The following is a 23,252-nucleotide window of genomic DNA, read 5'->3' on the forward strand; positions in this document are numbered from 1 at the left end:
TTACTTTATCATCATCTCTATTAAAACAAGCGGCCCGCTTGGATATCCAAGCGGGCCGCGTCAATCAACTACTGATTCATCAAGCCGTTAAGACGTTATTAAGCCGCTTAACATAGGCAGCGGGATCATCAAGATGACCACCTTCAGCGATGATCGCCTGATCCAGCAAAATATGCGCCAACTGGCCAAACAGGTCGCCGTCAGCATTTTCCAGACGCGCCACCAGAGCATGGTTGGGGTTTAGCTCCAGAATCGGCTTCACCTCGGGCAATGGCTGGCCAGCGGCTTCCATAATCCGACGCATCTGATAGCCCATTTCATGCTCAGGAAGCACGACACAGGCGGGCGAATCGGTTAAGCGGTGAGTAATTTTCACCTCTTGAACACCATCGTTTAACGCTTCTTTGACGCGCTTAACCAAGTCTTCTTTGGCTTTAGCTGTTTCTTCCTGGGCTTTCTTCTCTTCCTCGTCTTCCACATCGCCAAGGTCCAACTCACCTTTAGCCACATCGGCAAACGATTTACCATCAAACTCGGTGAGATGACTCATTAGCCACTCGTCAATACGGTCCGATAGCAACAGCACCTCGATACCTTTCTTACGGAAGATCTCTAAGTGAGGGCTATTTTTCGCCGCATTAAAGCTGTCGGCGACCACGTAGTAAATCTTCTTCTGACCCTCTTTCATACGCTCAACGTAGTCGACCAGAGAGTGCTCCTGGGCGGCAGTATCGGTATGCGTTGAAGCAAAACGGAGCAGGCCAGCAATCTTTTCGCGATTGGCGGCGTCTTCACCTGGCCCCTCTTTTAGCACGCTGCCAAATGTATTCCAGAAGGTCTGGTACTGCTCATTGTCTTTCGCCAACTTCTTGAGCATATCCAACGCACGCTTGGTCAACGCACCCTTGATCTTATCGACTTTGGGGTCTTGCTGGAGCAGCTCACGAGAAACGTTCAGAGAGAGATCGCGAGTATCTAATACACCCTTGATAAAGCGCAGATACAGAGGCAAGAACTGCTCCGCGTCGTCCATAATGAACACACGCTGAACATACAGTTTAACGCCTCTAGCGCCATCACGATCGAACATGTCAAACGGTGCACGGCCCGGTACATACAGCAGGCTGGTATACTCCAGCTTGCCCTCAACCTTATTGTGGCTCCAGGTCAGCGGGTCGCTAAAATCGTGGGCAACGTGCTTGTAAAATGCCTTGTACTCGTCCTCAGTGACATCGCTTTTCGGACGAGCCCATAACGCAGTCGCTTCGTTAACCGTTTCCCACGTGGTGATTTCACTGCCTTCAATATCGTTGCCTTCGTCGTCCTTCGCCGTTTCGGTTTTAGGCATACGCACGGGCACTTCAATGTGGTCGGAGTATTTGCGCACTAGCCCTTGCAGGCGATAGTCGTCGGCAAACTCTTTAGCATCGTCTTTAAGATGCAGCGTGATTTCAGTACCGTGACGTTCACACTCAATATCAGCAACGGTGAATTCACCCTCACCCTTTGAGCGCCACTCGACCCCTGCTGAGGCGTCAGTGCCCGCTTTGCGGGTGCGTACCGTTACTTCATCAGCAACGATAAATCCAGAGTAGAAACCTACCCCGAACTGGCCAATTAACTTAGCGTCTTTTTGCTGCTCGCCAGAGAGCTGCTTAAGGAACTCTGCGGTACCTGAGCGTGCGATAGTACCCAGATTCGCAATGACATCATCGCGATTCATGCCAATACCATTATCACGTAGCGTGATGGTGTTAGCCTCGCGATCATGCTCAATTTCAATGCGCAGCTCGCTGTCACCTTCATAAAGCGCATCGTTATCAAGTGCGGCATAACGCAGCTTGTCACAGGCATCAGCCGAGTTAGAGATCAGCTCGCGTAAAAATATCTCCCGGTTAGAGTACAGGGAGTGAATCATTAAATTTAGGAGTTGCTTAACTTCCGTTTGAAAGCCAAGAGTTTCTTCCTGGGTTGCCGTCGTCATGCGCTTAGCCCTCATTAATCACGTTGTGCTTGGCGCTCCTGCCTAACGTTAGGCAGGAGCGGAAAAGGTTGTGAACTCAATATGGGGATAAGCGGCGGGATTTCAAGAAGGTGAGTGAGAAGAAGCGGCTGGCGTTTCTTCTGCATATTTCCAATTACGATATTCTGACAGGTGGGCATCGACACGATTAAGTAACCAACCTACGATCAAAACATCATCAACAATGCCAATCATTACGAGAAAGTCGGGAATAAGATCAAAAGGCATGACAAGATAAGCAAGTGCTAGCGCCATCAGCCCAAAGGCCGACCAGGGAATAGGGCGAAAACTGCCTCGCAGCACGTCACGCGTCATAGGCAGAAACAGCTTTAGTGCTCGGCCAATGCGTTTCACTGCCCATACACGTGTTTTGAGCCGTCGAAACAGCCACCACGTAGACATTCGTGCCATCGTTATTGAATCCTCCAGGTATCGTAATTGTCAGAACATTTTTTGCACATTTAGTTCATCATCAACCCAGCAATACAGTTCTAGCAACATAGCGGCTAGATACCATTAGCGAGCAAGAGGGAGTGCCATGCAAGCTTCGCCATTTCGATTAACATTTCGCAGCCTATGTGCGGCGATGCTCATCGGGTTACCAACTGCCTCCTGGGCAACGTCTGACTCAGCGATGCGCGAGGCACTTGAAGCTGCACGCCAACAGCAGTGGCAACAGATCAATGACCGCGCGATAGAGGGGCATATCCTTAGCGGCTATGTTGACTACCATCGCCTACGTAGCCAATTGCCTAATGCAGCCCCCAGCCAAGTGCTGCAGTTTATCGAGCGCCATGCTGATTCACCGCTATCAGAATGGATGCGTGGCCAAGCGATCGCAAAGTATGGCTATGCGGGTCGATTTGGCGACCTGCTTGCCGTTGCTGACGGCGTACCAGCAGGCACTGCTCGTCAGTGTTACTACTACACTGCTCTCTTGGATAGAGCACCTGCTGAAGCTCGCGAAGCGGGGCTTGAACTGTGGCTTGTAGGTAGCTCCCAGCCGGATGCCTGCGACCCGCTGTTCAATCGCCTTCGCGCGGATGGCACCATTGATGCCACGGCAATTTGGGAGCGTAAAATGCTCGCTTGGCAGGCGGGCGAAGAGCGCTTAAGCAACTATCTAGGCGGGTTACTGAACAGTCAGTGGCAAACAGCACTGAATACAGCCGAAACGGTCAATAACTCACCAAGCGCACTTGCCTCAGCGCCTACCTGTCTTGGCCCTGAATGCGCTGCCACGGCGGCGTTTTATAAAGCCGCCATGCAGCGCTACACGCGAGAAAACACCCCCGCAGCCTTCTCAACGTGGCAAGCCATTGGGCCACGCCTCAACTTAGCCCATACTGACCGCCAAGCGATCGAAGAAGAACTTGCGTTTTATGCACTCGTACGCAACGTTCCTGGCACCCTTTCCTGGGTCGACAGCGTACTGCCTTCGCTGAACAGCGAGCGCGTATTAGAACTGCGTGTTCGCGACGCTCTGGCCAAAAGACAGTGGACCGATGTCGTCCACTGGATCACCGAAATGCCTAGTAGCCAGCAGGAAAGTAGCCGCTGGCAGTACTGGCTAGCCAGGGCCAATGAGCAACTGGGTAATCGTGACGCAGCGTTAGCGCGTTACCAACAAGCAGCAACCGACCGAAGTTTCTATGGCTTTGCTGCTGCCGAAAAACTCAACCAACCCTACCAGCTCAACTTAGAACGCAACCATTTTGACGAAGCTACCAGGGCACAAACGGCACGCCTGCCGGTGGTTCAGCGCACCGAAGCACTCCTACGTATTGGCGAAGATGGTCTAGCCAACAGCGAGTGGCTGTATGCCGTACAGAATGGCACACCTTATCAGGCGCGGGCGCTCGCCGATTACGCCGCTCACCAGCAGTGGCATGCTCGCTTAGTGCAAACCACGATTGCAGCTGAAATGTGGGACGCGCTGGATTGGCGTTTCCCAGCGGCTTATCGTGATAGCTTCCTACATTGGGGCCGCATAACCGGCGTCGACCCTTATTTACTGATGGCCATTACCCGTCGTGAAAGTGCTTACAACCCAGTCGCCCTTTCTCCTGCCGGTGCTCGGGGGTTAATGCAATTAATGCCAGGCACGGCAAGCCAAGTTAGTCGTCAACTGGGGCTAAATGATCCAGGACCTTACGGCGTTTTAGAGCCTGAGCTTAATATTCGCTTAGGTAGCACCTACTTACGTGACAAGCTGGAACGCTATCAAGGCAATCGGTTGGCCGCCACCGCCGCTTATAACGCCGGGCCAGGCCGAGTAGATCAATGGCTAGGCAACAACAGCATGGAATCATTTGACCTGTTTGTAGAAAGCATTCCATTCCGGGAAACCCGAGATTATGTACAAGCCGTGTTGAGCTACCGGGTCATTTTCGAAAGCCTGGCAAACGGCGGCAACAGCGAGGGCGTCTCACTGCTTAGTGAGAGTGAACAGGCCGTTCGCTATGACCACGCGCTGCTTGTAAGCCGATAACCTCGACAGACCCTCCACTGATACAGCGCCCGGTTATACCGGGCGCTGCTCTAGCGCTAAACGAACGCCAAATACCACCAGCACCACACCGGTAGCGGCATTGAGCGTTTGTGCAAAACGAGCGCTGGCCAACCACTTACTTGCCCCACCCACCATTAGCACTACGCTAATTTGCCAGATATTGGCAATCACGAAATGAACCCCCGCAAGCCATAATGATTTCAGCAGTGCTGGATCAGAAGGCGAAATAAATTGGGGTAAAAATGCCATGTAGAACACCACGGTTTTGGGGTTCAAGACATTGGACAGCAGGCCTTCTTTGATAGGTTGCCAAAATGGCACTGGTGAGCCGCTTGTCATCACGCCTTGAACAGGCAAGGGGGTACCACGACGCGCCGCCAGCAAGCTGGAGACACCCAGCCAAATCAGGTAAGCCGCCCCCACCAGTTTTAGCATATGAAATGCCCAGGCCGACTGCAGCAGTATCAGTGAAATACCCAGCGCTGAAATAGTCGCATGGACGAACAGTCCGCAGCAAATAGCAATACTTGTTGCAACACCATCTCGAACACCACCGCGGGCAGTGTTGCGGATGACAAGCAGCGTATCAACGCCAGGGCTTATTGATAGCAGCGTTATCGCCACAAGGAACGAGACAAACTGAGCATCGATAAAGCCGATTTGCGTCATGAGAGGAAGCCCACCAAAAGTTAAAAAATCTTAAGTCCGCAACTGGACGCCTGAACTATTTGCTTCTACATTAATTTTGGCAGGCATTCACAATGGATGCTTGCCCAATCATTAAGCATGTTAAGGATATGGACGATGGCGACTGGCACTGTCAAGTGGTTCAACGAGACCAAAGGTTACGGCTTCATCTCTCCTGATGACGGCGGTGACGATCTATTTGCCCACTTCTCCGAAATTCAAGCTGAAGGTTTCAAGACCCTGCAAGACGGTCAAAAAGTCAGCTTTGAGGTAACACAGGGTAAAAAAGGCCTTCAGGCTTCTAACATTCGTCCGGTCTAACGCCAGAGGAATAAAACAAGGCCCACTCATGCAGCGGGCCTTATTCATATTCACTGATTATGTAAGCACATTACTCCTGGGCACGCTCAGCTTCTTGCTCCTCACCAACACTGTCTATACTTTCACTGATCGGCTGCTCACTCTCGAGGGCCTCAAACTGCTCTTCTAAACGCTTTTGCGCTTCTTCAAAACGTCTCTCAGTGTCTTCAATCAGCGCATCTACGTCGGTAGCTTCCAAATTATCATCTAAGTCAGACGTACCGGGTAAGCTGGACTCTGTTTCCCAACTTGGAGCTGGAGCGTCGCCATCCATCGGCTCCAAGGCCGGTGTCTGCTGCTCGACTTCTTTAAACTGCTCATCTAAGCGGCGCTGGGCTTCTTCAAAACGGCGCTCGGTCTCAGCAATAACGTCATCGACATCTGAACGAGTGGTTTCGCCAGGCATAGCACTGGCTTCATCGAGGGCATCTTCAGGGTCCGCTGCAAGCGTGTCTTCATCCGCCTGCACCTCTTCGTTATTGGGCGAGATTGAGGCTTCCGATGCATCATTACTGTCATCTCTCAGTGCCTCTGCTTCCTCTAGCTCCTCTGCCGCTTGGCGCGCTTCAATGTCCTCTTCGATATCATCCGCACTAGCGGCTTCATCCGTCTCTTCGCTGCCATCTGCAGCAGTAGGTGCTTGTTGAGCATCCACGTCACTGCTAGAGGTGTCCTGCTCATTTGTAGTCGTAGTATCTTCCTGTGCGTCGCCGCAGGCGCTTAGCAGCAGCGCGAGACTGGCTAGTAGCGGCATCCAAAAGCGATTTACCATTGGATTTTCTCCTTAACAGTGATTCAAATAATAAAAAACACTTAGTGGCGATCATTAGCCGTCAATAGTGAGCACCCTTCCGGCAGCAGCACTTTCAGCGCAAGCGGCACTACTTCGACGCAAAATCGCTCATAGCGACGCGCCTCTCCATCTAAGGTTAACGGCCAAGGTTCATCATCTGGCTGAGTCGTTACCGACAGCTGGCTGGCGGTAAAATAGCGCACAAAGCGCCCTTCGGCTGGAAACTGCTGCAACTCACTCAGCAACGTCGGCAACTCTGCCGCTGATGAAAAGTCCTTGACCAGTAGCACATCGAAACGGCCATCGTCGAGCTTAGCTCTTGGCGCTAATACTTGCCCGCCGCCAGATTGGCGACCATTGCCCAGCGCGAGAAGTAACAGCGACGCTTCTTGCTGCTGGTCCCCCCAATGCAACGTGCCGCAATAACTACGGTGCCGCCATGCTTTCAAAGCGCCCATCAGGGAGTATGCGCCACCACCTAACATGCGCTTTAGCGTTTTAGGGGTTGATGAGGTAATTTCGGCACCAAATCCGCCAGTTGTCATGTTGACGTAATAACTAACCGCTTCTTCTGCGCCTGACTGAGCGGTCATTCTGATCACATCAATCGGCGATGGAGACAAGTGCCTTGCAGCCTCAAGGGCTGGCCCTGGCTCCAGCGGCAAACCGAGGGAAGTAGCAAAATCGTTGGCACTGCCTAATGGCACAATGCCTAGTGCTGGTCGCAGATCATGAGCAATCCGCATGAGTCCGTTAACCACTTCATTAACGGTACCATCGCCACCACAGGCAATGACCCGCGTAGCGCCCAGCTCGACCGCTTGGGCAGCGAACTCAGCGGCATCGCCGCCTTCCCAGGTCGAACGTACGATGATCGACATCCCTGCCTTGCGCTGCTCTTCAACAGCTTCGCGCAGCGCCGGGTTACCGGCAGACTTACCGTTAATAATCAGTAAATAGTGCTGCTGTGTATCTGTCACCGGCGCATTCCCTCTCCATGGTTAGTTCGCTGGCTTACCTTATGCCAGCGCTTTCTCAACAACTTCGAATACGTTTGACGATAAAGGCTCCTGCTTAATACGCACAAGCTCATCGCGCATTAACTGCTGACGTTCTTCGTCGAAACGCTGCCAACGGGTTAACGGTGTCACCAGCCGTGCGGCTATTTCGGGATTCAGGCGATTTAGCTCAATCACCACATCGGCTAACAGCGCGTATCCTTTACCATCTAAACGATGGAAATTAATCCGATTTTGGGCAAATGCTCCGACCAGGGCACGCACTTTATTAGGGTTCTTAATTGAAAATGCTGGGTGCTGCATTAGATATTGAACACGTTCAAGAACATCTGGCTGCGGGCGTGACACCTGTATGGTGAACCACTGATCCATAACCAACGGGTCATGTGCCCATTTTTCGCCAAAGGCCTTCAGTGCTGGAGACGCGATATCATCACGGTCACTATGAACCAACAAGGTCAGCGCATGACGAACATCGGTCATGTTATGTTCCGCAGCAAACTGCGTTTCGCAAAACGTAATGCCCTCTTCGTCCTCAATCGCCATTAAATAAGTTAAGGCGACGTTTTTGAGGCTACGCTGGGCGATCTGTTCAGGCGTTGGCGCGTAGGGTTTATCGCTTTGGTTCGCTTTATACACGGCGATAAATTCATCACGCAGCGCAACGGCTAACGACTGGCGCACGAATTCGCGAGCGGCGTGTATTGCGTCCACATCTACAATTGGCTGCTGCTCGGCAATATAGGCTTCAGAGGGTAGCGTCAGCATTTCTGCCAGCACCGCTTTATCGCTCATAGCACTAGTAAGCAGCGTTCTAAAGGCTTCCACAACACGGCTGTCCATGACCTTTTCAACACCATTACGATGTGCAGCGATTAGATCATCTAACGCCAGCATAGCAAGCCGCTGGCCGGCATCCCAACGGTTAAAGCCATCGCTATCATGCGTCAGCAAAAACGCAAGGTCTTCACGCGAATAGGGAAAGTGTAGCTTTACGGGTGCAGAAAAATCGCGCAGCAGTGAAGGAACAGGCGCTTCAGCAACGTCAGTAAAGACAAACGTCTGCTCATCTTCAGTGAGATGAATAACAGCGTCGTTACCTAGCTTCTCACCTGACAGTGTTAATGTCAGATCCTGTCCCGACTTGGTGCCCACTAGCCCCATACGTACGGGAATGTGTAACGGCAGCTTGTCTGATTGCCCTGGAGTCGCGGGGGTACGTTGGCGCAGAGTGAGATGATACTCCCCATGGGCGTAATCGTATTCACCGTGCGCATCGATTTCAGGCGTGCCTGCCTGGGAGTACCAACGCATAAATTGGCTAAGGTCTACATCAGACACCTCAGCCATGCAGCCCACAAAGTCTTCAATGGTCACTGCCTGACCATCAAAACGTTCAAAATAAAGATCTGAGCCGCGACGGAAGTCTTCCCAACCCAGTAAATTACGCAGCATGCGCACAACCTCTGCACCCTTTTCGTAAATCGTCAGAGTGTAAAAGTTGGTGATTTCAATAAAGTGGTCTGGCCGGATCGGATGCGCCGTTGGCCCAGCATCTTCAGCGAACTGAGCAGTGCGGAAAAACGACACGTCTTGAATGCGCTTAACGGGAGCCGAGTTGGTATCGGCGGAAAAGCACTGATCACGAAATACAGTAAAGCCTTCCTTTAAAGAGAGCTGGAACCAATCACGGCAAGTCACTCGATTGCCTGACCAGTTGTGGAAATATTCATGGGCAACAATCCCTTCCACATTTTGGAAGGCTGCGTCCGTCGCGGTATTGGGATGAGTTAATACCGCAGCGGAGTTAAATATATTAAGCCCTTTGTTTTCCATTGCCCCCATATTGAAATCATTCACTGCCACAATCATAAACAGATCAAGGTCGTATTCACGGCCATAGGTCTGTTCGTCCCATGCCATAGCACGCTTAAGAGAGGCCATCGCATGTTCGGTTTTATCTAGGTTTTCTTGCTCGACCCATAACTGCAGCGTCACGTTGCGGCCGCTCACAGTCTCAAAAGAATCTTCCACTTTATGCAAATTCCCAGCAACTAAAGCGAACAGATAGCAGGGTTTCGGGTGCGGGTCTTCCCAGGTCGCAAAGTGGCGGCCATTTTCCAATGCACCTTGATCAACAGGATTACCATTGGCGAGTAGCACTGGTTCACTGGTGGCGTTACCAATCACCGTTACCTTAAAAGTGGCCATCACATCAGGACGATCGGGGTAATAAGTAATTCGCCGAAAGCCTTCTGCTTCACACTGGGTGCAATACATGCCGTTAGATTGGTACAGCCCTTCCAACGCAGTATTGCTGCTGGGAGCTAGCTCCACCTCACTCTCCAGCATGAAGGTCTCTGGCACATCCGCTATGTGCAGCACCTCATCCGTTAACTGATACGCAGCATCAGCCAAAGGGCTACCATCGATAGCGAGTGATATCAGCGTCAGATGTTCACCGTTAAGCACTAACGGCGCTTGTGAATCAGCGCTTGGATGACGCTCTATTTGCAGACGTGCTTTTACGCGGGTTGCTGCAGGGTCAAGATCAAACGTCAGCTCGGTATGGGTAACTAGGTAGGCGGGCGGCTGGTAGTCGCTTAAATAAACCGGCTGCGGATCAGACATAGTGCGTGACTCCTGTAAGCTTATAAATTATTTGATGAGGCAGCGCCTAACGCTGCACCATCGTATTACTGTCGATCGAGTTAATTAATCACGGAAGTTATCAAATTGTAATGGTAGTTCAGGCCCCTCTTCGCCACGTAAAAGCGCCATCACGCTCTGAAGATCGTCGCGTTTTTTACCCGTAACGCGCACTTTTTCACCCTGAATCTGAGCCTGTACTTTTAGCTTGCTGGCTTTGATACGCTTAACCACATCTTTTGCTTCAGCCTGATCAAGCCCCTGCTTTAGAACGACCTCCTGTCGGGCTTTCACACCAGACAACACCGGGTCTTGAATATCCATACAACGGGCATCAATTCCACGTGCAATCAGCCGATTGCGCAACACATCGAGCATTTGCTTTAGTTGGAAATCAACCTCAGCCTCAAGCTGAACTTTCTCTCCTTCAAGTGAAAAGCTGGCATCAACACCTTTGAAATCAAAGCGCGACTGCACTTCACGATTTGCTTGGTCGATAGCATTGGACGCTTCGTGCTGATCAAACTCTGACACAATATCAAATGAGGGCATGGCATCATTCCTAGTAAGACATGACCCACTATTCTAGAGCAGCTAGCCCCCACCCGGCCAATTTCTTACATAATGTGTCTTGCAGCGCTAACTTCGGCACCCCCAAAACTTGAACAGAATTATCCATTAACTATACAAAACTTAACCACAGCAATATTAAATTGCCGCTGGATGAATTAACCTAGCCATCATTTACTTAATCACTTACCGATGGATACCGACCATGAGCGATCGCGATGCACGTCACAAAGCGTCGATGGAAAAACTGAAAGCCCGCGTTGACGAGAAAGTGGCCAACGCTACCGAGCAGCGTGGGCTGTTGCTGATAAATACGGGCAATGGCAAAGGTAAAACGACTGCCGCCTGGGGCACCGTCACTCGCTCGCTTGGCTATGGCTATAAAGTTGGTGTCGTGCAATTTATTAAGGGATTATGGGAGTGCGGTGAACGCAATCGGCTAGAGGAAGACGCAAACCTCAGTGTTGCCATCATGGCCACGGGCTTTACCTGGGATACCCAGAATCGCGAGTCAGATACCCAAGCTTGCCAAGCAGTATGGCAAGAAGCTGAAAAAATGCTCGCAGACCCAGCGACCTATCTTGTTGTCCTGGATGAAATTACTTACATGTTGAAGTTCGGTTATTTAGATATTGATACGGTTAAGCAAGCACTGATCAATCGACCGCAAGAACAAACGGTGATTATTACCGGACGCAATGCTCATCGAGATTTAGTGGCAATGGCGGATACAGTGACAGAGATGCAAGAGGTACGGCACGCGTTTAACAATGGCCTGCAAGCCCGTCGCGGCATCGACTTCTAGTTTTAATACGGATGCTAAAAAGCAAAAAGGGGCGATTTAATCGCCCCTTTTTTCAGCTACTCAATTTTTTCAACTACTCAATCATCTCAGCAGCTTACAAACACACAAATTATTTATGCATGAATGCTAGCTTAGTCTTCAAACGGGTTACGCAGGACAATGGTTTCCATACGGTCAGGGCCAGTTGAGATAATATCAATGCTGGTACCTACCTGCTCTTCTAAGAAGCTGATGTAAGCACGTGCATTGGCAGGCAGATCCTCAACTTTCTTGGCGCCCAGGGTAGATTCTTTCCAGCCCGGTAGATCATGGTACAGCGGCTCAACAGCTTCGTAGCCTTCTGAATCAACCGGATTATCTAGCACATCGCCATCTTTACTACGATAGCCCACGCACACACGAATATTTTCCAGGCCATCCAAAACATCAAGCTTGGTTAAGCAGATACCAGAGACTGAGTTGATCTGCACCGCATGACGCAACGCTACGGCGTCAAACCAGCCACAACGGCGCGCGCGACCCGTGGTTGCTCCAAACTCATGCCCACGCTCGGCTAAATGACGGCCATGGTCGTCAAAAAGCTCGGTCGGGAATGGGCCAGAGCCAACGCGGGTGGTATAGGCTTTGGTGATACCTAGCACGTAGTCCAGGTAAAGCGGGCCAACACCTGAACCGGTAGCCGTTCCGCCAGCGGTGGTATTAGAGCTGGTGACGTAGGGATAGGTACCGTGATCAATATCCAACAGCGAGCCTTGAGCACCTTCAAATAGGATGTTCTCACCGGCTTTACGCAGATCGTGCACCATACTAACGGTGTCTGTGACCATAGGCCGTAGCTCTTCGGCCATCTGCATAGCGGTATCCAGTACTTCCTGGAAGTCCACCGCCGGCTCGCCGTGATAGTTCACCAACACAAAGTTGTGGTAGTCCAATACCTCGCCAAGCTTCGAGGCAAAACGCTCACGGTGAAGCATATCGCCTAAACGCAGACCACGACGGGCAACTTTATCCTCGTAAGCTGGCCCGATTCCACGACCAGTGGTGCCGATCTTAGCAATGCCGCGCGCTTTTTCACGTGCTTGGTCCAAACGCACATGGTAAGGCAGGATTAACGGACAAGCTGGTGACAGGCGCAAGCGCTCACGTACCGGCACGCCCTTCTCTTCAAGCTCACGGATCTCTTTGATCAGCGCTTCAGGCGACAATACGACGCCATTACCGATCACACAGGTTTTACCTGGACGCAGCACACCAGAGGGAATCAGGTGAAGAACCGTTTTCTCACCGTCAATCACCAAGGTATGGCCTGCGTTATGACCGCCTTGAAAGCGCACCACTGCTGAGGCTGATTCGGTGAGCAGGTCAACAATCTTGCCTTTGCCTTCATCACCCCATTGGGTACCCAGGACTACGACATTCTTACCCATTATGCACTCGTCTCTTGTGTCAGGGTCATTGTCTGCCAACGACCGTCAATAAACTCAAGACGGCGGTCACAACTGTGCTCCGCCGGCCCAGTACGCTGCCCAGGCAGCGCTTGAATCACGCGTTCACCCTGCTCACGCAGCGCAGCAATGGCAGCGTTAAGCGACTCTTCTTCTTGGGCAGGCGCCCAAACAGCCCCCTGGCTGGGTGAAGCCAGCGCCAGGGATGCCAATTGTTTTAAATCCATAGAAAAACCGGTCGCCGGACGCGCACGACCAAAAGCACGGCCAGTGTCATCATAACGCCCACCTTTGGCCAATGCATGGCCATAACCAGGCACATAGGCAGCAAACATCATACCAGTGTGGTACTGATAACCACGCAGCTCCGCTAAATCAAAATAGAGCGAAACGTCAAAGCGCGCCAATACACCTTTATAGAGTGCTTCCAACTGGTCAAGTGCCGCCCTCACCGGCGCGGGGGCACCGGCAAAACGATCTCGTGCTTGCCCTAACACACTTGCATCACCATGCAGCTCACCAAGCGCTATCAGCATATCTGCCAAGGCTGGGTCGCTGACACTACGGTGAACGAGCTCAGCTAACTGGCCCGGCGATTTCAGCGCCAGTGCTTCAAACAGCGCCCGCTCCTGCTCATCGCTAAGCGCAGCTGCCTCGACAAAGCTACGATAAATGCCAATATGGCCCAGCGCCAGGTGAATTTCATCAGCGCCCGCTGCTTTTAAGCTGGCCAGTGCCAAATGAATAATTTCACTGTCAGCTTCTAAACCGGCGTGACCAAACAGCTCGACCCCTACCTGCACAGGGCTTCTCCCCCCCTGATGCTGGTCGGCTTTAGCGCGCAGCACATTCGTGCAGTAGCATAATCGAACCGGCCCTTGCCGCTTCAGGGAGTGGGCATCCATACGCGCCACCTGAGGAGTTACATCGGCAGATGCCCCCATCATGCGACCCGTTAGTTGGTCAGTTAATTTAAACGTCTGAAGATCTAGATCGGTACCGGTACCGGTAAGCAAGGAGTCCAAAAACTCCACCGGCGGCGGCATTACTTGGTCGTAGCCCCAGCAATGGTAGAGATCAAGCAGCGCACGGCGCAGCTCTTCCATGCGGCTTGCCTGAGGCGGCAGCACCTCATCCATGCCGTCGGGCAATAGCCAGCGGTCAGCGATGGTCATGTGAACAATCCTGCGAGACAATGAAGGCCCAAACAAGCAGCTACATCATGACGCGTTTAGGCGTTCATGGACAAGCGCTAGTGAAATGAGGGCCACAAAAAAACCGGGCGACGCCCGGTTAATTAAGTCTATCACGTTTGTGCGCCAGATGAACCCCGCTAGGACTGCATAACCTTGCGGGGCTGGGCACACATATAACTACTCTCCGTTGCCAGGAACCGCACTACGCAAATAGCGGAAGAAATCACTATCAGGCTCCAGCACCAGCAGGTTGTTATCACCTGCGAAGCTTTCACGATAAGCGTTCAAACTGCGCCAGAAAGCGAAGAATTCCTGATCCTGACCATAAGCCTGGGAGAAAATTGCCGCTGCTTCTGCATCGCCTTCACCACGCAGCGTTTCAGAACGCTCATTGGCCTGAGCGAGCAGTACCTGACGCCGACGATCAGCGTTAGCACGAATACGCTCAGCCTCTTCCTGACCTTGTGCACGCCATTCACGAGCTTCACGCTCACGCTCAGAACGCATCCGATCAAATACTGCAGCCGAGACATCTTCTGGCAAGTCGATACGCTTAATGCGAATGTCACGTATCGCCACACCAAGCTCATCGCGCATCAGCTCATCTAGCTCAGCGGTAGGCCCTGTCATCAGATCATCGCGACGTTCGGCGATAATTTCCTGAAGATTCAAGCGACCAAACTCGTTACGTAAGCTTTCATCTACGCGCGGCTGAATCAGGCGAATCGCCATCATTTCATCGCCTGCAGTCGCCTCGTAGTAACGCGTGGGATTTACCACCTGCCACTTGACGTAAGAGTCGACAATAACCGCTTTCTGCTCAAGGGTCAGATAACGGCTGGTATCAGTATCAAGAGTCAGCAGACGCGTATCAAACTTACGAATCGTTTGCGCGATCGGTATTTTGACATGCAGTCCTGGCTGAATATTCTCTTCGATGACCTCACCAAAACGCAGCTTAACGGCACGCTGGGTTTCATCCACTACATACAAGCTATTACTAGCTAGCCAAGCCACAGCGGCCAAGCCACCTACGATTAGCAGGGATCGATTATTAATCATTTAGCGGCCCTCCCTGCGAATGGGGTTACTTGATGACGAGGATGACGAGCTACTCTGGCTTCCCCGTAACGAATCAAGCACCCGCGGATCAATCGATTCACTACTACCATCACCACTATTACTGGAAGAAGCATTACTGCCAGCAGCGCTACCGCCACGCATTTGATCTAATGGCAAATACATCAAAGGCGCATTTTCACTTACATCCAGCAGTACTTTGGGAGTATTACCAAAGACGTCTTCAATCGCATCCAGGTACATACGCTCACGCATGATGTCAGGCGCGTTGCGATACTCGGTCAACAATGCGTTAAAGCGGTTAGCCTGACCTTGTGCTTCAGCCACGACCGACTCTCTATAACCTTGACCTTGCTCAACGACACGCTGCGCTTGGCCTTGAGCTGCAGGGATAATGGCATTGGCGTAGGCCATCCCTTCGTTGATCGTACGCTGACGATCTTCACGTGCGCGAATAACATCATCGAAAGCATCGATAACGGGCGCAGGCGCAGAGGTTGACTCAATGTTAATTGTCTGGAGACGAATACCAGCGCCGTAAGCATCCAAATAAGATTGAAGGCGGCTTGCCACAGAGCTACCTAAAATTTCACGACCAGAGGTTAAAATGTCGATCATGTCAGTGCCACCGACAACGTGACGCAAGGCGGAGTCCAAGGCATTCTCGATAGAAAGTGCTGGATCGCGTACGTTTAATACGAAGTCACGGGGATTAGCCACTTGATACTGAGCAGAAATTTCCACTTCAACGATGTTTTCATCACGCGTCAACATAGACTGCGTTTGGGAAACTGACCGAACACGGGTCACGTTCACCATACGAACATCGTCAATTAGCGGCGGATTCCACTGCAGGCCTGGGTCTACGATGCCCTGATACTCACCAAAACGCAGCACGACGCCACGCTCAGACTGGTCGACCAGATAAAAACCGGATGCGGCCCAGATAGCTAAAGCGACAACGACCAGCAAACCAGGTAGCGCTAGAGAGTTACGCGGCTTACCACCACCGCTTTTACCACTCCCGTTACCGCCACTGCTTTTTTTGCCACCGCCACCCAGCATTCCGTTTAACTTATCTTGGAATTTCTTTAGTGCTTCATCGAGGTCGGGCGGACCTTGATTATTGCCACCATTATTACCTCCACCATTACTTCCACCGCGATCACCGCCGTTATTACCACGTCGGCCACCACTGCTCCAGGGGTCGTGCTGGTTGCCACCACCAGGCTCATTCCAGGCCATACATCTTCTCCACTCAGGTGTTCACCTGCACTTAGCCTCACAGTTAGCAAGGCACGGTGCTTTTAATATTATTACTATATAAATTTTGTACCATACTTCTACCCGAGTTCACATAGGCTTCACATACCCAAGCTCATTTATATTTAAGCCTATATATGCGATGCAGCCTACGTGACTACCACTCGTCAATTTCGCGTAAAGCGACGGGTAAATAGGTATTAGCACGCTCACCAAGTTGAGCCATGAGCTGATTGAAATCACGTCTAGGCAAGCGCACGTCTAAAACAGACTGTCCTTGCTCATCAAAATATTCTTCTCGAACTGCGTTCAACTCATGTAGACCAGCACGCAGCTTACCCTGCTCCGGAGACAGTGTAAGCGAAAAGCCAATAACATCATTTGCTAAACGTTCGGTTAGCGCCTCATGCAGCAAATCAAGGCCTTGCCCTTGCTGAGCTGAGAGCCACACAACCTCAGGAACGCCGTGGCCATCGCGCTCAATTCGCGGTGCACTATCAAGACGGTCGATTTTATTCATGACCTTGAGAACAGGCACGCTATCAGCGCCTATCTCTTTGAGTACACGATCGACTTGCTCAACGTTGGCATCACGATCAGGATCAGCAGCATCTATTACATGCACCAACAGCGAGGCTTCCGCAGCCTCTTGAAGCGTTGCTCGGAAAGCTTCAACCAACTTGTGAGGCAGATGGCGAATAAAACCAACTGTATCGGCCATCACCACAGGGCCAACGTCTGCAATTTCGAGACGACGAAGTGTCGGGTCAAGCGTGGCAAATAGCTGGTCAGCTGCGTATACCTCAGCATTGGTAAGCGCGTTAAACAGCGTCGATTTACCGGCATTGGTATAGCCAACTAATGAAACGCTGTGAATCTCGGCACGTGAACGTGCGCGGCGGTTCTGGTCGCGCTGGCTGCGTACTTTATCGAGCCGTTTATGAATCGACTTAATGCGCCCGCGCAGCAAACGACGGTCGGTTTCTAACTGCGTTTCACCAGGGCCGCGCAAACCGATACCGCCCTTCTGACGCTCTAAGTGGGTCCAACCGCGCACTAGGCGAGTGGACATGTATTCAAGCTGGGCAAGCTCTACCTGCAGCTTACCCTCATGGGTTCGTGCCCGCTGCGCAAAAATATCGAGTATTAAACCGGTACGATCAAGCACTCGACACTTGAGCTCATGCTCAAGGTTGCGCTCTTGGGAGGGACTTAAGCTATGGTTGAAGATCACCAGTTCTGCTTGGTGAGCTGCGAGCAGTGCTCGCAGCTCCTCCAACTTGCCTGACCCGATAAACGTTCGGGAGTCAGGGCGCTGTCGGCTAGCAGTGAGTAATGTCGCGGGCTCTGCGCCAGCAGAGCGCACGAGCTCTAAGAACTCACCCGGGTCTTCACGTGCTTGCTCATCATGAAAGTCAACGTGAACAAGTACTGCCGTTTCACCGGCATCTGGGCGCTCAAAAAACAATCAATACCTCGTGGACTCTCTAGCTATCCAACGGTGTTAGATGTCCGCGTCGGGCGCGGCTGGATCTTGTGCCGGCAAACGCACGTTGCGCGAAGGCACTACCGTGGAAATAGCGTGTTTATAAACCATCTGACTGACGGTATTGCGCAATAAAATGACAAACTGGTCAAATGATTCAATCTGGCCCTGCAATTTAATGCCGTTCACCAGGAAAATAGAGACCGGAATGCGCTCCTTGCGCAAAATGTTCAGGTACGGGTCTTGAAGGGACTGCCCTTTGGACATGTTGCTCTCCCTAAAACTGTCGTTGGGGTTGGTTATAAATGGCGCGCCCTACTGGTGCTGCGCCGCAATCTTGTTGCCCGAAAGGCCTGGGGTTGTCAAAAGAGCCAGCCGGCCACTCGAAAACACTTGCTTACGAAATCACTATCTTACGCTAAGCACCGCTTTCACGCACGAATTTCAGCACCTTATCCAGTACGTCAGGCTGCTGTGAGTCTACCCACGTAAGCGACGGCCAACTTCTTAACCACGTAAGCTGCCGCTTAGCGAGCTGGCGAGTTGCTATCACGCCACGTTCAATCAACTCGTTTTCGTCGTACTTACCGTCTAAGTGCTCCCATACTTGACGATAGCCAACACTCTTCATTGCTGGCAAGCCAAGATGAATGTCAGATCGTTGTTTGAGGGCGGCTACTTCATCTATCAAGCCCTCAGCCAACATTGTTTTGAAGCGCACCGCAATGCGGTTGTGTAGCAATTGGCGATCACTAGGGGCTAACGCTATCGACATCACCCGCCAGGGAAAGGTTTCTGGCTGCTGTTCCGCCCATAGCTCACTCATAGGACGCCCACTTACATAATATACTTCAAGCGCGCGCATTAAGCGCTGTGGATCATTGGGATGTATGCGCTGCGCTGAATCGGCATCCACTTCAGCCAGCATACGATGAAGCGCTGCCAACCCTTCATTCTGCCGAACAGCTTCCAACCGTTGACGTATGGCGGTGTCTGCGGCAGGCAAGTTAGCAACGCCTTCCACCAGACGCTTAAAGTAGAGCATCGTCCCGCCAACCAATAATGGCACGCTGCCTGCCGCGCTGATTTGCCGCATCTCCTGCAGCGCGTCTTCCCGAAAATCAGCGGCTGAATACGGCTCAGACGGATCACGAATATCAATCAAACGATGCGGCGCACGCGCCAACTCGGCAGCACTCGGCTTAGCACTGCCAATATCCATCCCGCGATATACCATCGCTGAGTCGACGCTGATCAGCTCATGCCCCAAACGCTCATGCAGAGCCATCGCCGTGTCGGTTTTACCAGCTGCCGTGGGCCCCATTAGAAAAATCGCCCAGGGGCGTGTGTCAACCATCTGCTCTTAGCACTCCCTTCGTTGTCTTAACTAACCACGCAGCTATTGTCCACGTAAGAACAGGCGGTCGAGTGCTTTCATACTCATTTGCGTCCACGTTGGACGGCCATGATTGCACTGATCGCTTCGCTCAGTGCGCTCCATATCTCGCAGCAAAGCGTTCATTTCATCAATGGTTAAGCGTCTATTTGCACGGACACTACCATGGCATGCCATGGTCGACAGCAACTCATGAATGCGTGCTTCAACCTGATGAGTTCGGCCAAACCGCGACAGCTCTTCGAGCATTTGACGTATCAGGGTCTCTGGATCTGCCTGAGCCAAAAGAGCTGGCAATTGCCGGACTAGCAAAGTTTCTGGACCCGCCACATCTAGCTCAACGCCTAACTGGGCAATGGCATCGCGCTCACTTTCGGCGGTTGCCACTTCGGCGCGACTGGCGGCCAGGGAAACTGGCACCAGCAGCGGCTGTGTATCAATCCCATCGGCTGCGGCCAGTTGGTTTTTCATGCGTTCATAAACAATTCGCTCGTGAGCAGCGTGCATGTCTACAAGCACCAACCCCTGCGCGTTTTGGGCCAAAATATAAACACCGTGCAACTGCCCTAGCGCAAAGCCCAACGGCGGCGCCGTGGTTGCATCATGCTCAGGCATCGCCTGCGTAACCTCACGCACTTCTGTCGCTTTTGATGTATTAATGCTTGGCGCGCTTGGCTGCGGCGTTAATAGCGACTCTTCATGATCCGGATGCAGCGCTTGGTAGCCCTGCATAAAACGACGCACTCGCTCTGCCCCAGGGTGGCGCTCAGGTGAGTCTGATAGCGCCATGCCTTGCTGCTGCCAACGGGGAGCCGGCGTTTGAACGTCGGCCTCATTAGTGTTGCCCGCAGCACCTACCTCTGCTACTTCACCTTCATGCCCACAAGCGGTGCTCTGTTCTTCTTCAGCAGGCTTAGAAGAAGCAAGACAATGGTGCAGGCTAGAGTAAAGGAAGTCGTGCACCATCCGACCATCGCGAAACCGCACTTCATGCTTCGTTGGATGTACGTTGACGTCGACGACATCAGGATCAAGTTCCAGGTAAAGCACAAACACCGGATGACGACCGTTATACAACACGTCGCGATAAGCCTGACGAACAGCATGGGCAACCAAACGATCACGAACGACGCGGCCATTGACAAAAAAGTATTGCTGATCCGCCTGAGAACGAGAGTGCGTGGGCAAGCCGACCCAGCCACTAATACGCAACCCACCCGCTTCACGTTCAATGTAGCGAGCATGCTCAATAAAGTTTTTACCCAATAGCGAAGCAATGCGCCGCTCGCGTGCGGCTGGCGTCACCCCTGGTGGCAATTGATGCACCACTTTCTGATTATGGCGCAGCACCCAAGCTACGTCGTAACGTGATAACGCCTGGCGACGAAAAGCTTCTTCAACATGGGCAAATTCTGTTTTTTCGGTGCGTAAAAATTTGCGCCGCGCGGGGGTATTAAAAAACAGATCCCGTACCGCGACACTGGTACCACGGGGGTGTGGCGCAGGCGTGACCCGCGCCTCCATACCACGCCCCTCAGCGACGACTCGCCACCCTTGGCGGGGGTCCTCTTCGGCATTAGAGATCAGCTCCAGTCGCGAGACAGAGCTGATCGAGGCCAGCGCCTCACCACGAAACCCCAGCGAACTCACACCCTCTAAATCTTCCAGGCTATTGATTTTGCTGGTCGCATGACGAGCAAGCGCCAGAGGCAAATCCTGCTCACCAATACCAATGCCATCGTCGCGCACTTTAATAAGCCGAGCGCCACCTTGCTCTATCTCTACTTCAATTCGCTGGCTACCAGCATCAATGGCGTTCTCTATCAGCTCTTTCGTCACTGACGAAGGGCGCTCGACAACTTCCCCCGCGGCAATTTGGTTTGCCAAACGAGGATCAAGCACATGAATGCGCGTTGGCGAAGAGATCAATTCAGACAACCGTCACCTCGGAAACCTATAATCATGAACGTGGGATGCGCAGCACTTGACCAACACGGATAACGTCACCGTTAATATCGTTGGCCTGCTTCAGTTGATTCACTGGCACACCATGGCGCACGGCAATAGCTGACAATGTATCTCCCGACTGAATACGGTACTCGTTACCGCTCGGACGACGCTGATTGTCGCGCTGCCATGCCAATAGACTTGCTGGCGGCGGATTACGCTCGAAGTGATCACGCAAACCATTGAAAATAGCCGTTGATAACCCACGCTGATGGACCGGATCCCGCAGGCGACGCTCTTCATCAGGGTTAGAAATAAAGCCAACCTCGATAAGTAGCGATGGAATATCGGGCGATTTCAACACCATGAAACCCGCTTGTTCAACACGAGACTTATGGAGACGGTTGATACGACCTAGTTGGTCGAGCACTTGGCCACCAATCGATAGCGAATCGTTTAACGTTGCCGTCATCGTGAGGTCTAGCAACACACCTCGCAGTACTTGATCTTTGTCGCGCAATGAAAGGTTGCCATCAACACCACCAATCAAGTCAGAGCGGTTTTCGCTATCAGCCAGCCATTGAGCAGTTTCAGACGTTGCACCTCGCTGGGAAAGTGCGTAAACAGAGCTCCCCTGGGGCCGCGGACTCGTAAATGCGTCGGCATGTATCGATACAAAAAAGTCTGCTTTTTGATCCCGAGCAAGCTGGGTACGCTGACGAAGACCCAAGTAGTAATCACCATCGCGAATGAGTACCGCTTTAAAGCCGCGCGTACCGTTTACCTCTGCGGCAAGACGTCGTGCAATCTCCAGCACTACATCTTTCTCGCGTGTTCCAGAAGGACCTATTGCGCCAGGATCTTCGCCGCCATGCCCAGCATCAACAGCAATAATAATATCCCGTTGCGGATGCGGTTGAGCTGGCTGAACCGCGGTAGTCGTTGGCTCTACCGCTGGCGACACCACCTCTTCAGCTACCACTTGCCCCTGTGACTGCCCCTGTGACTGCCCCTGTGCCCGAGCCTGAGCATTAGCTCTTTGAGCAAGGATTTCTTGGTCACGAATCATCGCCTCGATGGGATCAATAGGGTTTTCAACCGCGCTCTCGCCCGGGTACTCAAGATCGACCACCAAGCGATGCCCATACTGGTCGTTGGGTGGCAATGCAAAGTGACGTGGGGATATTTCACGGTTAAGCTCCAGAACAACACGAAGTCCACCGCCGTCCCGAACACCCGTTCGTACTTCATCAATAGCGCTCCCATCCAATGGCAGCGTAGACACATCGGTGTCTAGGTAGCTTTCATCAAGATCAATGACCAACCGCGACGGGTTCTCAAGGGAAAATACATTAGCGTTTGCTGCTGCCGTCAAATCAAACACCAAACGCGCATGATCAGGAGCCGCCCACAACCGCATGCTCTCTACCGTTGCCGCTTGCAGCGATGACACGCCTGCCACCATAAGAACACAGCCAAACGACACACCGCGTGCCAGATAGTTTAGTGCGCTGTTTATAGCCATTGAATCACACCACTTTCAAGCTGTTCACTGCCATGCTTGCTAACCATCTCGCTGATCACCCGTTCACCCAAGTCAGTTTCTGCGGTTAGCGTAACCAAGCGACCAGGATCAGCTACCTCCAGTGTCACTCGCAAATCAGGCGCGGGGAGCCAACCTTCACCTCGGCTCGGCCACTCAATTAAACAGAGCGCGTCATCGGCAAGCACATCTCGTCCGCCGATAAACTCAAGCTCTTCAGGATCTGCTAAACGATACAGATCTAAATGATAAATGCGCTGCGCCCCCAGTTCGTAGGGTTCTACCAGAGTATAAGTAGGGCTTTTAACCGCCCCCTGGTAGCCATAAGCTCGCAATATACCACGCGTCAATGTTGTTTTTCCTGCGCCTAAGTCGCCCTCTAAATAAACACGCCCGTGACCTTGCAGCGCCTGCCCTAATGCCTCACCAAAGGCAACGTGAGACACTTCATTATTCAATTGCACTTGCATGTAGGCCG

20 protein-coding genes are annotated in these 23,252 nt (G+C 52.2%); 3 read left to right on the top strand and 17 right to left on the bottom strand.

Annotated elements, in window-relative coordinates:
• Window positions 1-79: 79 nt before the first annotated feature.
• Complete coding sequence (gene htpG, locus J4377_RS11070) at window positions 80-1,984, bottom strand: molecular chaperone HtpG (protein WP_038485565.1); 1,905 nt, start codon at window positions 1,982-1,984, stop codon at window positions 80-82.
• A 102-nt stretch (window positions 1,985-2,086) separates the two neighbouring features.
• Window positions 2,087-2,434: a YkvA family protein gene (locus J4377_RS11075; RefSeq protein ID WP_038485568.1), complete on the bottom strand. Its 348-nt coding sequence runs from the start codon at window positions 2,432-2,434 to the stop codon at window positions 2,087-2,089.
• Window positions 2,435-2,561: 127 nt separating this feature from the next.
• Here J4377_RS11075 and J4377_RS11080 point away from each other — a divergent pair, with 127 nt between their 5' ends.
• On the top strand, window positions 2,562-4,514 hold the full coding sequence (locus J4377_RS11080; RefSeq protein WP_038485572.1) for a transglycosylase SLT domain-containing protein: 1,953 nt from the start codon (window positions 2,562-2,564) through the stop codon (window positions 4,512-4,514).
• Between the two features lie 33 nt (window positions 4,515-4,547).
• Here the strand turns inward: J4377_RS11080 and J4377_RS11085 are convergent, their stop codons facing one another.
• Window positions 4,548-5,204: a LysE family translocator gene (locus J4377_RS11085; protein WP_038485575.1), complete on the bottom strand. Its 657-nt coding sequence runs from the start codon at window positions 5,202-5,204 to the stop codon at window positions 4,548-4,550.
• Between the two features lie 135 nt (window positions 5,205-5,339).
• Here J4377_RS11085 and J4377_RS11090 point away from each other — a divergent pair, with 135 nt between their 5' ends.
• Window positions 5,340-5,543 carry a cold-shock protein gene (locus tag J4377_RS11090; RefSeq protein WP_009721950.1) on the top strand — a complete coding sequence of 68 codons (204 nt, stop codon included), beginning with the start codon at window positions 5,340-5,342 and terminating at the stop codon, window positions 5,541-5,543.
• 70 nt (window positions 5,544-5,613) lie between these two features.
• Here J4377_RS11090 and J4377_RS11095 read toward each other — a convergent pair whose 3' ends face one another.
• From J4377_RS11095 to J4377_RS11110, 4 genes are all read right to left on the bottom strand, one after another.
• Window positions 5,614-6,354, bottom strand: coding sequence for a hypothetical protein (locus J4377_RS11095; protein ID WP_120386762.1), 741 nt, complete (start codon window positions 6,352-6,354; stop codon window positions 5,614-5,616).
• A gap of 41 nt (window positions 6,355-6,395) precedes the next feature.
• Window positions 6,396-7,355 (bottom strand): lipid kinase YegS, encoded by a 960-nt coding sequence (gene yegS / locus J4377_RS11100; protein ID WP_231657122.1) that lies wholly within the window; start codon window positions 7,353-7,355, stop codon window positions 6,396-6,398.
• A 39-nt stretch (window positions 7,356-7,394) separates the two neighbouring features.
• Window positions 7,395-10,025: an aminopeptidase N gene (pepN, locus tag J4377_RS11105; RefSeq protein ID WP_253485535.1), complete on the bottom strand. Its 2,631-nt coding sequence runs from the start codon at window positions 10,023-10,025 to the stop codon at window positions 7,395-7,397.
• A gap of 84 nt (window positions 10,026-10,109) precedes the next feature.
• The gene (locus tag J4377_RS11110; protein WP_038485589.1) at window positions 10,110-10,595 is read right to left on the bottom strand and encodes a YajQ family cyclic di-GMP-binding protein; all 486 of its coding nucleotides are present in this window, start codon (window positions 10,593-10,595) and stop codon (window positions 10,110-10,112) included.
• Window positions 10,596-10,818: 223 nt separating this feature from the next.
• On the opposite strand from J4377_RS11110, the gene cobO reads away from it, so the two are divergent.
• Window positions 10,819-11,418, top strand: a complete 600-nt coding sequence (gene cobO / locus J4377_RS11115; protein WP_038485592.1) for a cob(I)yrinic acid a,c-diamide adenosyltransferase — start codon at window positions 10,819-10,821, stop codon at window positions 11,416-11,418.
• A 131-nt stretch (window positions 11,419-11,549) separates the two neighbouring features.
• On the opposite strand, the gene J4377_RS11120 is transcribed toward cobO, so the two are convergent.
• The 10 genes from J4377_RS11120 to tsaE all read right to left on the bottom strand — a co-directional run bounded on the left by J4377_RS11120 (window position 11,550) and on the right by tsaE (window position 23,244).
• On the bottom strand, window positions 11,550-12,845 hold the full coding sequence (locus J4377_RS11120) for an adenylosuccinate synthase (RefSeq protein WP_038485594.1): 1,296 nt from the start codon (window positions 12,843-12,845) through the stop codon (window positions 11,550-11,552).
• Window positions 12,845-14,038, bottom strand: coding sequence for an ATP phosphoribosyltransferase regulatory subunit (locus tag J4377_RS11125; protein ID WP_038485596.1), 1,194 nt, complete (start codon window positions 14,036-14,038; stop codon window positions 12,845-12,847). The genes J4377_RS11120 and J4377_RS11125 overlap by 1 nt, the downstream gene beginning before the upstream one ends.
• Before the next feature lie 198 nt (window positions 14,039-14,236).
• Window positions 14,237-15,121, bottom strand: a complete 885-nt coding sequence (hflC, locus tag J4377_RS11130; protein WP_253485538.1) for a protease modulator HflC — start codon at window positions 15,119-15,121, stop codon at window positions 14,237-14,239.
• On the bottom strand, window positions 15,122-16,384 hold the full coding sequence (gene hflK / locus J4377_RS11135; protein WP_038485602.1) for an FtsH protease activity modulator HflK: 1,263 nt from the start codon (window positions 16,382-16,384) through the stop codon (window positions 15,122-15,124).
• A gap of 175 nt (window positions 16,385-16,559) precedes the next feature.
• Window positions 16,560-17,870: a ribosome rescue GTPase HflX gene (gene hflX, locus J4377_RS11140; RefSeq protein ID WP_038485605.1), complete on the bottom strand. Its 1,311-nt coding sequence runs from the start codon at window positions 17,868-17,870 to the stop codon at window positions 16,560-16,562.
• A 36-nt stretch (window positions 17,871-17,906) separates the two neighbouring features.
• On the bottom strand, window positions 17,907-18,155 hold the full coding sequence (gene hfq / locus J4377_RS11145) for an RNA chaperone Hfq (RefSeq protein WP_009099947.1): 249 nt from the start codon (window positions 18,153-18,155) through the stop codon (window positions 17,907-17,909).
• 151 nt (window positions 18,156-18,306) lie between these two features.
• Complete coding sequence (gene miaA, locus J4377_RS11150) at window positions 18,307-19,245, bottom strand: tRNA (adenosine(37)-N6)-dimethylallyltransferase MiaA (RefSeq protein WP_231657126.1); 939 nt, start codon at window positions 19,243-19,245, stop codon at window positions 18,307-18,309.
• A 42-nt stretch (window positions 19,246-19,287) separates the two neighbouring features.
• Complete coding sequence (mutL, locus tag J4377_RS11155; RefSeq protein WP_370687184.1) at window positions 19,288-21,222, bottom strand: DNA mismatch repair endonuclease MutL; 1,935 nt, start codon at window positions 21,220-21,222, stop codon at window positions 19,288-19,290.
• Window positions 21,223-21,244: 22 nt separating this feature from the next.
• Window positions 21,245-22,696 (bottom strand): N-acetylmuramoyl-L-alanine amidase, encoded by a 1,452-nt coding sequence (locus tag J4377_RS11160; protein WP_370687202.1) that lies wholly within the window; start codon window positions 22,694-22,696, stop codon window positions 21,245-21,247.
• A 50-nt stretch (window positions 22,697-22,746) separates the two neighbouring features.
• Window positions 22,747-23,244 carry a tRNA (adenosine(37)-N6)-threonylcarbamoyltransferase complex ATPase subunit type 1 TsaE gene (gene tsaE, locus J4377_RS11165; protein WP_038485618.1) on the bottom strand — a complete coding sequence of 166 codons (498 nt, stop codon included), beginning with the start codon at window positions 23,242-23,244 and terminating at the stop codon, window positions 22,747-22,749.
• Between the last annotated feature and the right edge of the window lie 8 nt (window positions 23,245-23,252).

This window comes from Halomonas sp. XH26 (genome assembly GCF_024138895.1).
GTDB lineage: Bacteria > Pseudomonadota > Gammaproteobacteria > Pseudomonadales > Halomonadaceae > Vreelandella > Vreelandella alkaliphila.

Bases quoted from the DNA above. Each gene is read 5' to 3' on its own strand.
- J4377_RS11085 (WP_038485575.1), bottom strand. From the start codon at position 5,204: ATGACGCAAATCGGCTTTATCGATGCTCAGTTTGTCTCGTTCCTTGTG.
- miaA (WP_231657126.1), bottom strand. From the start codon at position 19,245: ATGGTTGACACACGCCCCTGGGCGATTTTTCTAATGGGGCCCACGGCA.
- J4377_RS11080 (WP_038485572.1), top strand. From the start codon at position 2,562: ATGCAAGCTTCGCCATTTCGATTAACATTTCGCAGCCTATGTGCGGCG.
- htpG (WP_038485565.1), bottom strand. From the start codon at position 1,984: ATGACGACGGCAACCCAGGAAGAAACTCTTGGCTTTCAAACGGAAGTT.
- J4377_RS11075 (WP_038485568.1), bottom strand. From the start codon at position 2,434: ATGGCACGAATGTCTACGTGGTGGCTGTTTCGACGGCTCAAAACACGT.
- tsaE (WP_038485618.1), bottom strand. From the start codon at position 23,244: ATGCAAGTGCAATTGAATAATGAAGTGTCTCACGTTGCCTTTGGTGAG.
- hflK (WP_038485602.1), bottom strand. From the start codon at position 16,384: ATGGCCTGGAATGAGCCTGGTGGTGGCAACCAGCACGACCCCTGGAGC.
- J4377_RS11120 (WP_038485594.1), bottom strand. From the start codon at position 12,845: ATGGGTAAGAATGTCGTAGTCCTGGGTACCCAATGGGGTGATGAAGGC.
- hfq (WP_009099947.1), bottom strand. From the start codon at position 18,155: ATGTCCAAAGGGCAGTCCCTTCAAGACCCGTACCTGAACATTTTGCGC.
- J4377_RS11095 (WP_120386762.1), bottom strand. From the start codon at position 6,354: ATGGTAAATCGCTTTTGGATGCCGCTACTAGCCAGTCTCGCGCTGCTG.
- J4377_RS11110 (WP_038485589.1), bottom strand. From the start codon at position 10,595: ATGCCCTCATTTGATATTGTGTCAGAGTTTGATCAGCACGAAGCGTCC.
- J4377_RS11160 (WP_370687202.1), bottom strand. From the start codon at position 22,696: ATGGTGGCAGGCGTGTCATCGCTGCAAGCGGCAACGGTAGAGAGCATG.
- cobO (WP_038485592.1), top strand. From the start codon at position 10,819: ATGAGCGATCGCGATGCACGTCACAAAGCGTCGATGGAAAAACTGAAA.
- J4377_RS11125 (WP_038485596.1), bottom strand. From the start codon at position 14,038: ATGACCATCGCTGACCGCTGGCTATTGCCCGACGGCATGGATGAGGTG.
- pepN (WP_253485535.1), bottom strand. From the start codon at position 10,025: ATGTCTGATCCGCAGCCGGTTTATTTAAGCGACTACCAGCCGCCCGCC.
- J4377_RS11090 (WP_009721950.1), top strand. From the start codon at position 5,340: ATGGCGACTGGCACTGTCAAGTGGTTCAACGAGACCAAAGGTTACGGC.
- hflC (WP_253485538.1), bottom strand. From the start codon at position 15,121: ATGATTAATAATCGATCCCTGCTAATCGTAGGTGGCTTGGCCGCTGTG.